Here is a 13,103-nt window from a genome sequence, read left to right as displayed (position 1 = left end):
GCCTGGATTGTGAAAAATATTTTGTATAAGATAATTGAGAATTCTGGATTCTTTGTCATCATACTAGACTGTATAGTATGATCTGACAAGATATGCGTCAAAAAATTTACTCTTCATGCTCAAAAACCCTAGTTCCCAACTAGAAAATCCTTTACCTGCGATCACTCCAAAACAGGAGCAAATCTTGCAAGGAGCTATACGGGTATTTTTGAAGGAGGGTTACGCTAGAACAAGTATGGATCGTGTCAGCGCGTCGGCTGGAGTGTCGAAGCAAACAATATACAGTCACTTTCAAGATAAAGAAGGGCTGTTTAAAGCGTTGATAGAACGGTTGACGATCGCTTGTTTTCAAAGCATTTTTTGTACAGAAAAATTGCACGGCGAACCAGCGATTTTGTTGCGTCAAGTTGCGGAAATTTATTTAACTAAAGTCGCTGATAATCCTGATTATTTGGCATTGTTGCGTTTGATTATCACCGAGTCACAAAACTTCCCTGAACTAGCCAAACTTTATACCCAAACTGTTGTGCAGCGCGGTCGGCAAATGCTGAGTCAGTATTTCGCATCTCATCCAGAATTAGGAATCACCGACCCAGAAGCAATGGCTCAGATTTTTTTTGGTTCGCTGGTATCCTACGTGATTGTACAAGAAGTTTTGTATGGAAAAGAACTGATGTTTTTATCACGCGATCGCCTGCTAGACAGCTTAATCAACGTGGTCATGAGCCAGTCCCTAAATACGGAAATACACCTTTCTAGGTGATTCGTAAAATCTGTTTTTTGGCGTTTAAATTTCCATCTGTAGGTAATAGTTAATGCAGTTATAGCGGTTCCCAACCTAGTGAGGTACATCATAGCCCCCTCCTGGCTTGCTCTTAGGGGGTTGGGGGTGGGGTTCTTGTATCCTCACAAGGGACGAGAACCGCGTTAGTTAATTTGCCAAATATGTATAGTGCTATCTTCATTGCTACTAGCGAGAGTTTTACCATCTGGGCTAATAGCAAGCCCTAAAACAGAACTGGAACCATCTTGAAAGGTATGCAACAGTTTCAAAGTCTCTAAGCTCCACAGTTTAATACTGCCATCAAAATTGCCGCAGATCAGAATTTTTCCATTGGGGCTGATCACAAGAGAATCAACTGAACTAAAATTGTCAGTAAACTCATGCAGCAGTTTTCCAGTTTGGAGATTCCATAACTTCAGGGTGCTAATTGCCCGACTTCCAGAAACTAGCTGACCAAAACTGCCAGTTACGAGCTTTTTGCTATCTGGAGTAATCGCAATAGCATCAACTGCGGTTTTGTGTCCTTTGAGAATATGGCGTGTTTTTTTAGTTGGCAGTGAAATCAGCCTAATTGTATTGTCATCGCTACCCCCAGTACTTACAAGGGTTTGCATATCAGGGCTAAATGCAACCTTACTCACAAATTCTGAATGTGCAGTAATAGTATCAAGCAACTTAAGCGTATGTAAATCCCAAAGCTTGATTGTGTGGTCATCACTGCCACTAGCAATCAATCTATTATCTGAACTAATAGCAACGGTTTCTACTGGCTGTGTATGTCCACTTTCGATGTTAAGCGTAAGCATTAATTGAGTGCGTAAATCCCAAACCTTCATTGTTGGGGTAGTTATTCCACCACTTACAATCCGCTTGCCATCTGGACTAATCGCAATTGAAGTAACACCATCTGAATGAGCATCTAAACTCAGCAGCAATTTACCGCTACGTAGATTCCAAACTTTAATTGTATCATCTCTACCTCCACTAATCAGGGTTTGCCCATCCGGGCTAATCACAACTGCTGGGACACCAAAAGTTACTTTTTTATGCCCAGTCAGTGTGTAAACAAGTTGAAGATGTGATTGGGACTGAGTAATTGTACTCCTACCAATGGGAGGATTTGAACTGGAAGAATGTACATCAATGACAATCACAGTGAGATTTACTGCGATCGCTAAGGCTGTAATAGCTGGTTTGGATTTGAGGAAATTCAATAATTTCATGGTGGTGAGGAACGCAATTATATAATATGGTTCCCATTTGATCGGGCGCGATGCCTACGGGGGGTACGCCATCGCACCCCATCTGATAGAGACCCTACGCCTTTATTCTTTTAGTGAAGGGAATTCGGCAGTGAATCTGAGTATTAGCAGCTTTTTGAATGAAAATACTGTACGCAAATACGGCTATTACAATGAATGTAAAGTACCCGCAAAATATTAGCTTTTAAATTTTTCAACCTACTTATATCAATAAATACTTCTAATAATAGATGACTTGGTGATCGAGAAAGGGATAATGCTAAAAGACCTAATATTCTTAAGACCAATTACTGACTAGGAGATTATTTTATGAGAACCAGAAAGCTAGGGAAACTTGGGTTGGAAGTTTCAAATATCGGACTTGGTTGCATGGGAATGTCTGAGTTTTATAGTGGTCGTGATGAAAGTGAGGCGATCGCTACAATTCATCGAGCGTTAGAACTTGGGGTTAATTTCCTTGATACTGCTGATATGTATGGGCCGTTTACCAACGAGCAACTAGTAGGCAGAGCAATTAAAGATCGCCGAGAGCAAGTAGTGTTAGCAACCAAATTTGGCAATGTCCGCACTGAAGATGGTGGTTGGAAAGGAATTAGTGGTAAACCAGAATATGTCCATCAAGCTTGCGATGCCTCGCTAAAACGTCTGGGAGTTGAAGTGATTGACCTCTATTATCAACATCGTGTAGATCCAACCGTACCCATTGAAGATACTGTCGGGGCAATGGCAGAGTTAGTCAAGCTTGGTAAAGTGCGTTATTTGGGGCTTTCAGAGGCTGCTCCTGCCACGATTCGACGGGCTTTTGCAGTTCACCCGATTAGCGCACTACAAACAGAGTATTCTTTGTGGAGCCGCGACCCAGAGGATGAAATTCTACCTACTGTGCGGGAATTAGGAATTGGATTTGTTCCCTATAGCCCATTAGGAAGAGGGTTTTTATCAGGTGCAATCACCAGTCCTGATGATCTTGCACCTGATGACTATCGAAGAAATTCTCCTCGCTTTCAAGGTGAAAATTTCTATAAGAACCTGGAATTAGTCGAGCAAGTCAAGGCAATTGCCACCGAAAAAGGAGTAACTTCTAGTCAGCTTGCTTTAGCATGGCTATTGGCTCAAGGAGAAGATATTGTGCCAATTCCTGGTACAAAACGCCGTACTTACTTGGAGGAGAATATTGCCGCTACTGAAATTACCCTGACTGAACAAGAGTTGAATCGACTTGAAGCAGTTGCACCAAAAGATGTGGCAGCAGGCGATCGCTACCCTGATATGACTACTGTTAACCGTTGATCCACCTGAGTGCTGGAGTATTTTTTCTGATTCTGCTTTTGATCAGCGTAGGCATCGCTCCCCGACTTTTTTCGCTTGAATGGGGGCGATGCTTGCGGCGGGCATTTAGACCTTTGTCTGTCAACTTTTCGGTAGAAAAAGACGATAGGATTCGCTGTCCATCAGAATTCTGTAACCCAGCCACATCAGCACAAAAGGGAAAATCTTGCGAGCATAACGGCTGAGTACCAAAGCAATACCAGGTAGATGTGTCAGACTATAGGACATAAACAGCCAGCAGGAAACAATCAAATAGCAAACAGGTATGATTACAGACAGATTTTGGATTGAGCTACTAGCAAACAGAGGAATATAGATCCCAAGATTGTTACCGCCGTTGGAAATCGTGACGGCAGAGACGCGATAAGTCTGCGGATCGCGGATTACGTCCCAGAGCGATCGCTTTCTAGAATCAAATCCTCGAAATTTAGAGTTTCTTTTCAGATTGGCTGACTTATCTTCGGCTGAGTCATCCTTATTAAGGTTGAGCAAATTGTTCAAGCCAATGAGTATCGGCAGAATCCCTAGTAGACCAATCCAAGTCTCAGGAATTGCTAGACCGAGTAAGAAACCAAACAAACTTACTATCACTAATGCCGTGAACCCTAAAAGCTCACCAACCACAACATGCTTAGGACGAAAAGTACGATTAACCTCACTGAAGAAGGCCGTTAGATAAATATTGTCGTCAAACGTTGTTGCCACAGCCGTAGCTAGCCCGATCTTAATTGTTGCAATTAACCAAACCATCACCATCCCTCACTCAACACCTGTTTAATCACCGAAACTAGCGATCGCTCAACCTTGGCAATCAGCCCCCCAATATCGAGAAATATTAATATGAAAACGCGAGTTTTCCGCATCGGGTGTGACTCGACTTCCTATTTCTTCAACTTAGTTAGTTATAATACAGGACTTACACAGCAAAACCACCCATAGTGGGGATGGCGCATTACGCTGCGCTTTTCTTACAGCTATTTTCGTCTTAAATAGACCACGCACTAGGGGCACAGCAATCTTTACTACGATAGATGTGGTTCAAATACATGAAAACTGCTCTCAATGCCGCAAGCTATATACATCCTACATATAGAATATTTGCATAAGTCCTAATAATATATAAATAGCCCCAAAAAGTCTAACACTCTGGCTGTATTCTCGTATTTAATCCGCCATTCATCCCAGCCATCAATTATTTTTATGGAATTACTTCGAGGATCTAAGTTAGGTCGGCGTAAATAATTATCAAGTGGTACTTTATCTTTTATCTCCAATCCATCCGGCAATATCCATCACCTATGTTTATCAAAGGAGCCATTATGATTAGCCGTTTGAGTGACCTTCTGCCTAAACGCACAGGTCAAAACATCTTACGGTCGCTCAGATCAGCCAGTCGTAGATCGGCTACCTACAGGTTTGCAGTTCGATTTTGCATCGGCCTTGTCTCGATTTTGGTCTTGACTCTAGTTTTTGACGGTCATGCTATTGGCGCTTCTGAATCTGGCAATCAGATATCCTCTGTAATGAATCAGTTCAAACTACCCAAAAGCTCAATAATGCAGCTACTGGAAGCCGTGGGACTGTTTATGGGGGGGATAATTTTTTGTATAGTTTTGGATCGCTGGTTTTCTAACCGTTCGGCTGGATCTAGCAACACGCCCTTAGCAGAGCAAGCACGGCGGCTCAAACAACTCAAAATCGGATATCCAGAGGGGATGACAAATCTGGAAGTTCTCCGTGCTCAAGGTTTGCTCGAAAGGCGTTTGCAACCATTTGGGCTGAGTGTCACCTGGTCAAGCTTTTTATCAGCCTCTTCTCTGATAGAAGCACTCAGCAACGGGACGATTGACTTCTGCGGCGGCGGCGGCACGGCCAGCATCTTCTCTCAAGCGGCGGATCATGTGTTTGTGCGGGTGGCTAAAGAAAAATATACCTCTCCCAAAGGTCAAGCGATTCTGGTACCGGAAAATTCGCCGATTCAGACGCTTGCCGACCTGAAGGGTAAGAAGATAGCTTTTGACAAAGGCTCAAGCGCACATTATGTGCTTGTGCGATCGCTGGCAAAAGTAGGACTCGATTTTAGTGACATTGAGCCAGTTTATCTGACACAACCGGAGGCGCTGCCCCAATTTTGCCGGGGTGAGGTCGATGCTTGGGTGATTTGGGTTCCCTACACAGCTACTCTTGCCCGAAGCGCTTACCCAGGACGATCGATTGCAGACTTAGAGAGCATATTTGGTGACAAAGCCTCCATAGAAGTTCCGACCTATTACTACGCGATTCCAGAACTGGTACGCGACTATCCCGACCTGCTCAAGGTGATTTTAGAAGAGGTAAACGAAGCTGGAACTTGGGCTAAGAGACAGGAATTAGAAGCGGCTCAACGATTGGCAGAGCAACATGAAATCGATCCATCCATCGTAGGAACTTTACAGCAACGTAGTGGTGAACGCGCTATCATCCCGATTGACGACCAATCCCTGAATGCCCTACAGCACCAGGCAAATATGTTTAGAGATATAAATCTGATTCCTGAGCGGGTGGATGTGAAAGATGGAACTTATAGCTTGCAGACCAAGCAAAACTGGACTTATTAATTGCAGAAGTGATTAGTTAAAAATAGACATAGCAAACTTCTTGCAAATATTCGAGGAGCGTCTCGTTGGCGCAGCCTCTCCAAGAGTTGAAAAGCGATCGCTTGCGGCTTGAGATTGCCACACTCCGTACCCTTTTCTTGACAAAGAGGCTGCGCCAACGGGTTCTCCAAAGGAGTACGCAATGACAAAAGTATTTAGATAGATAAATTTAACAGAATCCCACATCTAGCATCCATCAAAAAATATTGCTCCAGGGTTGACGTTTGCGTGTTTCGCGCAGTCTGTAGCAACTTCTGCTTTAAGAGTAATAACTTCCGCCTTGACGTTTGCGTGTTTCGCGCAGTCTGTAGCAACTTCTGCTTTAAGAGTAATAACTTCCGCCTTGACGTTTGCGTGTTTCGCGCAGTCTGTAGCAACTTCTGCTTTAAGAGTAATAACTTCCGCCTTGACGTTTGCGTGTTTCGCGCAGTCTGTAGCAACTTCTGCTTTAAGAGTAATAACTTCCGCCTTGACGTTTGCGTGTTTCGCGCAGTCTGTAGCAACTTCCGCTTTGACGTTTTAGTATTTCGCGCAGTCTGTAGCAACTTCCGTCTTACAAGAAGCTGAAGCAGACTTAGAGAAAGCAAAACAAGCAGTTGAGGCAATGATTTTAGGCATTGAATAAGCTGACAGTTGTGGCAAAGTTTTGCGAACTCTAAACTTTGTAATTGAGACAGTACTTTGCTTTGTGGATTATGAGGCGCGATGGCTTCGCCGGTTCGCAAAGCGACCATCGCATAGGTTCAAATGATACCCGCCTTTGATTTGATCAAAGATGAAAATTGAACTAGCGATCGCAAAGCAAAATAATTACCAAATAATTGTTACCAACTTTGCAGCAAAAATATTTTGATCGCAAGTTAATAAAGCTACTTGATTTCTTTGACTCTCTACAACTAAAGCTGTTGATACAATTTGGCGATCGTGCATTTCATTGATAGAGGTTAGTTCTACACTTTTTTCAATGACATCAGAATCCAGTGGATGTATAAAGACTCGTTTATCATTCTTAACAACCTTTAACAAGGCATCAACAGAAGGAATCGAAGTTTTACCACGACTAACGATCCATACCGACTCCGCCAAGGCGATCGCAGGCAAAATTAATTCACTGGTTGCATCGGAAAGAATAGCTTTTACAATAGGGCTTAAACGAGAATTACCTTCTAAAAACCAGATTAGAGCATGGGTATCAAGTATATATTTCATGTTGATTTCTTCAAGCCCCACACTCGTCAGGGCAAACGCATCTAAATTACTCTTGATCACAACGAAGGTTAAGAACTAACGAAAAAATCAGGATTTCGCGTTTGATTATTTTTTAAGCTCCAAAGCGATCGCCTAAATTTTTCGCAATAAGCAAGAGTTAATGACATAACTTTTATCTCTATTGAGAATATACTTTGCTTATTGACATGATGCGGCCGCCCTGCCACACTCGTGACTTCCAGTCATGAGTTAGGCGTTCTATATTGCGCGTAACTTCGTGTTAAAATCAAAGTGTATCGTAACAATTGCAAAAAGTTGCCAGCCATCCAAAAAGCATTTAAAGTCACTCTCATACCTACACACAACCAAGAAGTCTTAATCAATAAGACTATTGGTTGTGCAAGGTATGTGTACAACCGCTTTTTGGCATTAAGAAAAGAGCTATATAGTACTGAGCAAAAAACCTTAAATTACAACGCTTGCAGTCAGCAACTAACTGTACTAAAGAAAGAAATTGAATGGCTCAAGGAGGTAGATAAGTTTGCCTTACAGAACTCACTCAAAAATTTAGAGACGGCGTACAAAAACTTTTTTGCTGATTTAAAGAAGGCCAAAGGGAAGAAGGGTGTAGGTTTTCCTAAATTCAAAAAAAAGCATGGATGTAAGCAGTCTTACAAAACTAATCTGACCAACGGCAATATCCAGGTAATAGAGAATCGCTTAAAGCTTCCGAAATTAGGATGGGTGAAGTTTCACAAATCTCAAGACATTAGCGGGAAGCTTGTAAACGTTACCATAACTCGCACTTCCAGAGGTAAATACATTGCTAGTATTCTGTGCGAAACAGAGATAGAAAAATACTCTCAAGTCACTGAAAATATTGGAATAGACTTGGGCATAAAATCTTATCTCGTCACTAGCAAGGATGAAGTTGTAGATAACCCGAAGTATTATAGAACTCAAACTCGTAAGTTACGGAAGGCACATAAGAAACTATCCCGCAGTATAAAAGGTAGTAGTAACCGAGCCAAAGCGAAAGTCAAGCTGGCACGGGAGAGCGTTCGAATTACGAATCTCAGAGATGACTTTTTGCACAAGCTGTCAACTCGTCTAATCAAGGAAAACAGCATTATCTGTATCGAAGATTTGCGAGTTGCTAACATGGTGAAAAATCACAAACTAGCACTGAGTATTTCAGACGCTAGTTGGTCAAAATTTGTCGCTATGCTTGAATATAAAGCTTTGTGGCATGACAGAATTGTACAAAAAGTTGGCACGTTTTACCCGTCATCTCAGACTTGTAATCATTGTGGTTTTATTAACCCATTGGTTAAAGATTTAAAGCTGCGTGAATGGTCTTGTCCTACTTGTAGCAATTACAATTTGAGAGACAATAATGCGGCTTTGAACATCTTGAGTGAGGGATTAAAACTTTTAACAGCAGCCGTCGGTGCGCCGGATGCTTTAAACGCCTATGGAGAATCTGTAAGTCCTGGAGTAATCCAGGCAGGACTCGTTGAAGTAGGAATCGCGTGACTTCTAGTCATGCGAGGTTCAAAGATTCATGTCTAACTCAGAGCCTCGTCAGCATCGCCATGAAACTCAGCATCTTTGAAATCAGACTCAGTGGATTGCTGAGAACCTGAAAACATACCAAAAGACATAAGTTCACTATCTAAACTGACTGATTTAGAAGTTAAAAAAGTTACAAAAACTTGGCTTTCAGTAATATTTTGTGGCACTTCAGCTAATTCGATTTTGCCGTTCCTGTATATTCCTTGAATTGTTTGTAACATAATGGGTTGCGTTGAGTAACTTGAGCGATCGCTAATAAATCATGGCACTAAAACATTTTAGCTAAAATTTGACGGACTCAAAACCTTCTGTATGCTGTAATATTAGTTCTGAATGGCGCGATGGCTTCGCCGGTTCGCAAAGCGACCATCGCATAGGTTGAAATGATACCCGGCTTTGACTTGATGAAAATTGAACTAGCGATCGCTATTCATCAATCAATATTTAAACCTAACCTACAGCAAACTCCGTATCAGAGCGCACCCTAGCAGGTTGAAAACCTAAAACTATATCTTGATGTGGTACACCTAATTTTAATAACTCATAGGCGATACCATCTTCCGTACCATCATATTGAATCCAAATCTTGCCATTCTTAATATCCAAATGTAGCAAACATCCATAATCCCTGATATCGTTCCGCTTCCAACCCACATACACTAATTGATAGCGATTGCGCTCCGTATCAAAAATAGGTTGAGCCTCAACATCTTTATCCTTTGCTGATTTCATCGAGCGATCGGCTTTTGCTTGGATTAGTTGTTGAATATATTGCCTGTAGAGAGCTACTTTATCCATTGCTCAATCGTCTCCTTTTCTAAGTCATAAACTAAAAGTTTAATTTGACTGCGTTGTACCACACTATTAATAAAAGCTAAGTTAAAAAAGGTTTGATAAACAAAACGAGGTACTGCTAAATATAAAATTCGCTCTGGATCTTCATCTTCTAAAGCATAGCGATAATCTAAAAACTGTCCATGCGCCAAATGAAAATCAGAAATCCTTGAGGGACTAATAAAACTTTTCACCTCAACCGCAATTTTATCATTTCCCCTTTGGGCAGCGATCATCTGTTCCGCCCCAATGTCTATATACATTTCAACCCCACCTATACGCAATTCGTATGGATCGTGAGTTATTTGCCATCCGTCTTTTTCTAGAGCGCGTTTAACTTGCTCGTGATACAAATCTTTTGCCATATTATGGTTTGCGTTGAGGAACTTGAGCGATCGCTAATAAATCATGGCACTAGAACATTTTAGCTAAAATTTGACAGACTCAAAACCTTCAGCGCCATCGCCAACGCTATGCACGAAAAACCTATGGTGTATAGCATCCGCGATCGTCCGAGTTACAAGATTGCGATCGCTTTGCATCAATCATTTTTAGGCGATCGCAGAGCTTGAAATGATACCCGCCTTTGATTTGATGAAAATTGAACTAGCGATTGCAGTTTAAATCATGAGTTTAAAAAATAATACTGTAAACCCAACCATCAACAACAAATGTGGCAGATTACTAAACAGCGATCGCTTGATATAGAAATAGGTAGATTTTTCCCCAGTCCTAAAACCTGTTCCTGTTGTAGGCATATCATAGATACATCGCCACTTGATATCAGAGAATGGGATTGTCCGAGTTGCGATACTGATCATGATCGTAATGGAAACGCCAGCCAGAACATAAGAACAGAAGGCATTCGGATATTATCTCTGGACGGAGGGAAAGAGAGTTCTTGCCGAGTCGAGGCCAAGTAAGACCAATAAACTGCAAAGTGGAAAGGCATTTGTCGATGAAACCGGAAGCCCGCACCCAATCTGTATTCAGATGGGTGTTGGGTAGTTCACTAGAACTTATAGAACTCACACGCGATTCAAACACTTGCTAAAACACTCGAATACCATCGGTATAATTATAAGTGCGATGCCTACGACGGCAAACTACGCCCTGGAATTGGGCAGGTATGCTGGGAGCAAAGCCAAATATCGTTTAGTTTAGAAAATGCGAACCCTTAATTTAAAGTGTCAAGTTTATATGTGATAAATATTACTAGTATTCCATTTCAAGTTCGAGCGGTATTAGATGAACAGGCGAAAAGAAAAATTAAATAACTTTAAATTTTATGGATAGTCCCTTCCCCTTAGAGCTTCCCCAAAGCGCCTTAGAGCCACTGTTAGCATTGCGAGATTACTACGCACCCAAAGTTGAAAAGTACGAAAAACTATATACCCAAGCCAAAGCCAATCTCACTCACGTAGAAGCTTTGTTATCTAACTGGTCTTTTGCCTCGGAGGTAGCCGACAAACAATTCAAGCCTCAAAAAGAAGAAAGTTCGTTATTATTTCTCACTGATAACTCTGATATTAAACTGGAAGAACCTAGCCCTGTTCAACTCTTGCAATTGGACGATTCCGAGTCTGGAGAATTTGACGCAGCTACTGATACTCTGGAATTACCACCACCCATATTACCACTTATAGAAACATCAACTCAACAGCGATCGCTATCTGGGGTAGAGATTGTTATGTTGCCAGAGTATCAATCTTTAAGCCGTGCCGAAGCGATTGAACGGCTGTTGGCAGAACAGATTGGCACAATTGTTCACATCGACGTTATCGTGCGATCGCTCTATGGAGAACTAGAGCCAGATATCTTCAAACTAGTTAAAAATCGAGTTCAATCTTCACTTACCCAGAGTAGAGAAACCCATAATTGGTCATTTGTTAAAGGGAAGCCTGGGTATTATACTCTAGATTCACGTTTGCTTACCTCTAATCAAACTAAAAATTTGTTTGGGCAAAACAAGCACAAAAATCACAACTCGTTTCGGGAAACAAAACCTCAAAAAATACCAAAGCTTGAAGCATTTGAAGGGCTAATTTTGATTGATGGCATTTCCAATTTTTTAGAACAAAATTCTTCAAAAATTTTCAGTATTAATGAAATCATTGAAGGGCTTTATGGAAAACTTGATGAACATGAACTTAAACAGGTAAAAGGCGGCGTGCAGAAGGAATTATCGCGGGGTTATCGCACAGGGCGATTCTCTAGAGTTCCCAATCAAATCGGTTTTTATACCTGGAATTACGAGTTAATCAGGAAGTAAAACGAGTGAGGCGATCGCATCTCTATCTGATCTCTATCTGATAATTAGTTCAATCTTCGTGCGATCGCCTTTCAATTCAGTATTAAATTATTCTTACGGCTTGATTGTTGTTGTTTACAGCAATTTGAAGCCGAGGTTATTCAGAACTTCACGCAAGCGATCGCGTCCTTTGAGTGATTCTACGGTTGCGATCCGTTGGGCTGAGTGTTCTGACCAATCACCAGCAATATTCATCTTTTGTTCAGTATAGAATTCTTTGATGATGTCGTTGTAGTGAGCGATCGCTTCTTCTTGTTCTGCCAATTTATAGGTTTCACGGTGCAGCACAGCTGACTGGGGCAACCTTGGCTTAATCGCTGCTTCTACTTCAGGATTCGGATAACCCACACACAACCCAAATACAGCATACACAGAGGAGGGCAAATTCAATATCTCTGCTACCTCTTGCGGGTGGTTGCGGATTCCACCGATATATACTGTTCCCAAACCGAGTGACTCGGCTGCGACTGTTGCATTTTGTGCCGCCAAAGCTGCATCGATTGTTGCTGTCACAAACATTTCCAAGTATTCTAAACCATCATGAGATAGTCCGCGACTGTCAGCAACACGAGCTAGACGCGCTAAGTCTGCTAACCAAACCAAGAATAAAGGCACTTGCTTAATATGTGCTTGATTTCCCGCTAGCTTAGATAACTCCTCTTTGCGCTGTTCATCTTCGACTGCTACCACACTCCAGGTTTGCAAATTAGAGGAAGTAGATGCAGATTGGGCGGCTGCAATTAGTAACTCCAGAGTTCCCGGTGGTAAAGGATCAGATAGGTAAGACCGGATTGAACGGTGAGATAGTAATGCTGTCAGCGAATCATTCCATTGAATTTCGGGATTGAAGGGGATTTCACCGTAGCGCGATCGCAGCAGTTCTGTAGGATTAGTCATAATCAATTCCAAAATTTTCAGATATTTTATCAGGACGACGTAATACCCCAGACCTCTACAGGATGGGGATGTAAGACCGCCACCCACGGAGGTGGGTTAAAAACCCTTGATGAGTGTATTAGTCCACGGAGGTGGACTTTGCTTTGTGTAGTAGCGAATTCTATTCGCCTAGTACTTTTCAAACATCCTCTTACAGCCAATTCATTAGACCTCTTGCATAAGTCGAATAGACCCCCCTTAATCCCCCCGATATATTGGGGGGAAAC

General features: G+C 41.9%; 16 protein-coding genes. 6 read left to right on the top strand and 10 right to left on the bottom strand.

Annotation, left to right across the window (positions count from 1 at the left end):
• Positions 1 to 115: 115 nt before the first annotated feature.
• Positions 116 to 763, top strand: coding sequence for a TetR/AcrR family transcriptional regulator (locus tag HWQ23_RS06535; protein WP_292825242.1), 648 nt, complete (start codon positions 116 to 118; stop codon positions 761 to 763).
• A gap of 164 nt (positions 764 to 927) precedes the next feature.
• Here HWQ23_RS06535 and HWQ23_RS06530 read toward each other — a convergent pair whose 3' ends face one another.
• On the bottom strand, positions 928 to 2,007 hold the full coding sequence (locus tag HWQ23_RS06530; RefSeq protein WP_292825239.1) for a WD40 repeat domain-containing protein: 1,080 nt from the start codon (positions 2,005 to 2,007) through the stop codon (positions 928 to 930).
• Positions 2,008 to 2,355: 348 nt separating this feature from the next.
• Between HWQ23_RS06530 and HWQ23_RS06525 the strand changes: the two genes are divergently transcribed.
• A complete protein-coding gene (locus HWQ23_RS06525; protein WP_292825236.1) occupies positions 2,356 to 3,336 on the top strand; it encodes an aldo/keto reductase in 981 nt (326 codons plus the stop codon).
• Positions 3,337 to 3,456: 120 nt separating this feature from the next.
• On the opposite strand, the gene HWQ23_RS06520 is transcribed toward HWQ23_RS06525, so the two are convergent.
• Both HWQ23_RS06520 and HWQ23_RS06515 read right to left on the bottom strand, forming a co-directional pair.
• Positions 3,457 to 4,125, bottom strand: coding sequence for a cadmium resistance transporter (locus HWQ23_RS06520; RefSeq protein ID WP_292825233.1), 669 nt, complete (start codon positions 4,123 to 4,125; stop codon positions 3,457 to 3,459).
• A 359-nt stretch (positions 4,126 to 4,484) separates the two neighbouring features.
• On the bottom strand, positions 4,485 to 4,661 hold the full coding sequence (locus tag HWQ23_RS06515; protein ID WP_292825230.1) for a hypothetical protein: 177 nt from the start codon (positions 4,659 to 4,661) through the stop codon (positions 4,485 to 4,487).
• 171 nt (positions 4,662 to 4,832) lie between these two features.
• Here HWQ23_RS06515 and HWQ23_RS06510 point away from each other — a divergent pair, with 171 nt between their 5' ends.
• Entirely contained in the window at positions 4,833 to 5,972 is a 1,140-nt protein-coding gene (locus HWQ23_RS06510) for an aliphatic sulfonate ABC transporter substrate-binding protein (RefSeq protein WP_292825227.1), read from the top strand.
• Here HWQ23_RS06510 and HWQ23_RS06505 read toward each other — a convergent pair.
• Both HWQ23_RS06505 and HWQ23_RS06500 read right to left on the bottom strand, forming a co-directional pair.
• On the bottom strand, positions 5,969 to 6,160 hold the full coding sequence (locus tag HWQ23_RS06505) for a hypothetical protein (protein ID WP_292825224.1): 192 nt from the start codon (positions 6,158 to 6,160) through the stop codon (positions 5,969 to 5,971). The two genes, HWQ23_RS06510 and HWQ23_RS06505, sit on opposite strands and share 4 nt — an antisense overlap.
• A gap of 661 nt (positions 6,161 to 6,821) precedes the next feature.
• Positions 6,822 to 7,220, bottom strand: a complete 399-nt coding sequence (locus HWQ23_RS06500) for a type II toxin-antitoxin system VapC family toxin (protein WP_292825221.1) — start codon at positions 7,218 to 7,220, stop codon at positions 6,822 to 6,824.
• A gap of 315 nt (positions 7,221 to 7,535) precedes the next feature.
• On the opposite strand from HWQ23_RS06500, the gene tnpB reads away from it, so the two are divergent.
• Complete coding sequence (gene tnpB / locus HWQ23_RS06495) at positions 7,536 to 8,756, top strand: IS200/IS605 family element RNA-guided endonuclease TnpB (protein ID WP_292825218.1); 1,221 nt, start codon at positions 7,536 to 7,538, stop codon at positions 8,754 to 8,756.
• A 32-nt stretch (positions 8,757 to 8,788) separates the two neighbouring features.
• On the opposite strand, the gene HWQ23_RS06490 is transcribed toward tnpB, so the two are convergent.
• The 4 genes from HWQ23_RS06490 to HWQ23_RS06475 all read right to left on the bottom strand — a co-directional run bounded on the left by HWQ23_RS06490 (position 8,789) and on the right by HWQ23_RS06475 (position 10,450).
• Positions 8,789 to 9,016, bottom strand: a complete 228-nt coding sequence (locus tag HWQ23_RS06490; protein WP_292825215.1) for a hypothetical protein — start codon at positions 9,014 to 9,016, stop codon at positions 8,789 to 8,791.
• A 229-nt stretch (positions 9,017 to 9,245) separates the two neighbouring features.
• Positions 9,246 to 9,593: a XisI protein gene (locus HWQ23_RS06485; RefSeq protein WP_292825212.1), complete on the bottom strand. Its 348-nt coding sequence runs from the start codon at positions 9,591 to 9,593 to the stop codon at positions 9,246 to 9,248.
• Entirely contained in the window at positions 9,581 to 9,994 is a 414-nt protein-coding gene (locus HWQ23_RS06480; RefSeq protein ID WP_292825210.1) for a XisH family protein, read from the bottom strand. The genes HWQ23_RS06485 and HWQ23_RS06480 overlap by 13 nt, the downstream gene beginning before the upstream one ends.
• Positions 9,995 to 10,249: 255 nt before the next feature.
• On the bottom strand, positions 10,250 to 10,450 hold the full coding sequence (locus HWQ23_RS06475; RefSeq protein WP_292825302.1) for a hypothetical protein: 201 nt from the start codon (positions 10,448 to 10,450) through the stop codon (positions 10,250 to 10,252).
• Between HWQ23_RS06475 and HWQ23_RS06470 the strand changes: the two genes are divergently transcribed.
• Both HWQ23_RS06470 and HWQ23_RS06465 read left to right on the top strand, forming a co-directional pair.
• Positions 10,388 to 10,552 carry a hypothetical protein gene (locus HWQ23_RS06470; protein ID WP_292825296.1) on the top strand — a complete coding sequence of 55 codons (165 nt, stop codon included), beginning with the start codon at positions 10,388 to 10,390 and terminating at the stop codon, positions 10,550 to 10,552. The two genes, HWQ23_RS06475 and HWQ23_RS06470, sit on opposite strands and share 63 nt — an antisense overlap.
• Positions 10,553 to 10,917: 365 nt before the next feature.
• A complete protein-coding gene (locus HWQ23_RS06465) occupies positions 10,918 to 11,901 on the top strand; it encodes a hypothetical protein (RefSeq protein WP_292825207.1) in 984 nt (327 codons plus the stop codon).
• A 114-nt stretch (positions 11,902 to 12,015) separates the two neighbouring features.
• On the opposite strand, the gene HWQ23_RS06460 is transcribed toward HWQ23_RS06465, so the two are convergent.
• Positions 12,016 to 12,837 (bottom strand): NADPH-dependent oxidoreductase, encoded by an 822-nt coding sequence (locus tag HWQ23_RS06460; RefSeq protein ID WP_292825204.1) that lies wholly within the window; start codon positions 12,835 to 12,837, stop codon positions 12,016 to 12,018.
• Positions 12,838 to 13,103 lie beyond the last annotated feature (266 nt).

This window comes from Nostoc sp. JL33 (assembly GCF_017114985.1).
In the GTDB taxonomy this organism is placed as follows: Bacteria; Cyanobacteriota; Cyanobacteriia; order Cyanobacteriales; family Nostocaceae; genus Nostoc.
The sequence above is the reverse complement of the archived record's forward strand: the minus strand, read 5'-3'. Positions and strand labels throughout refer to the sequence as shown.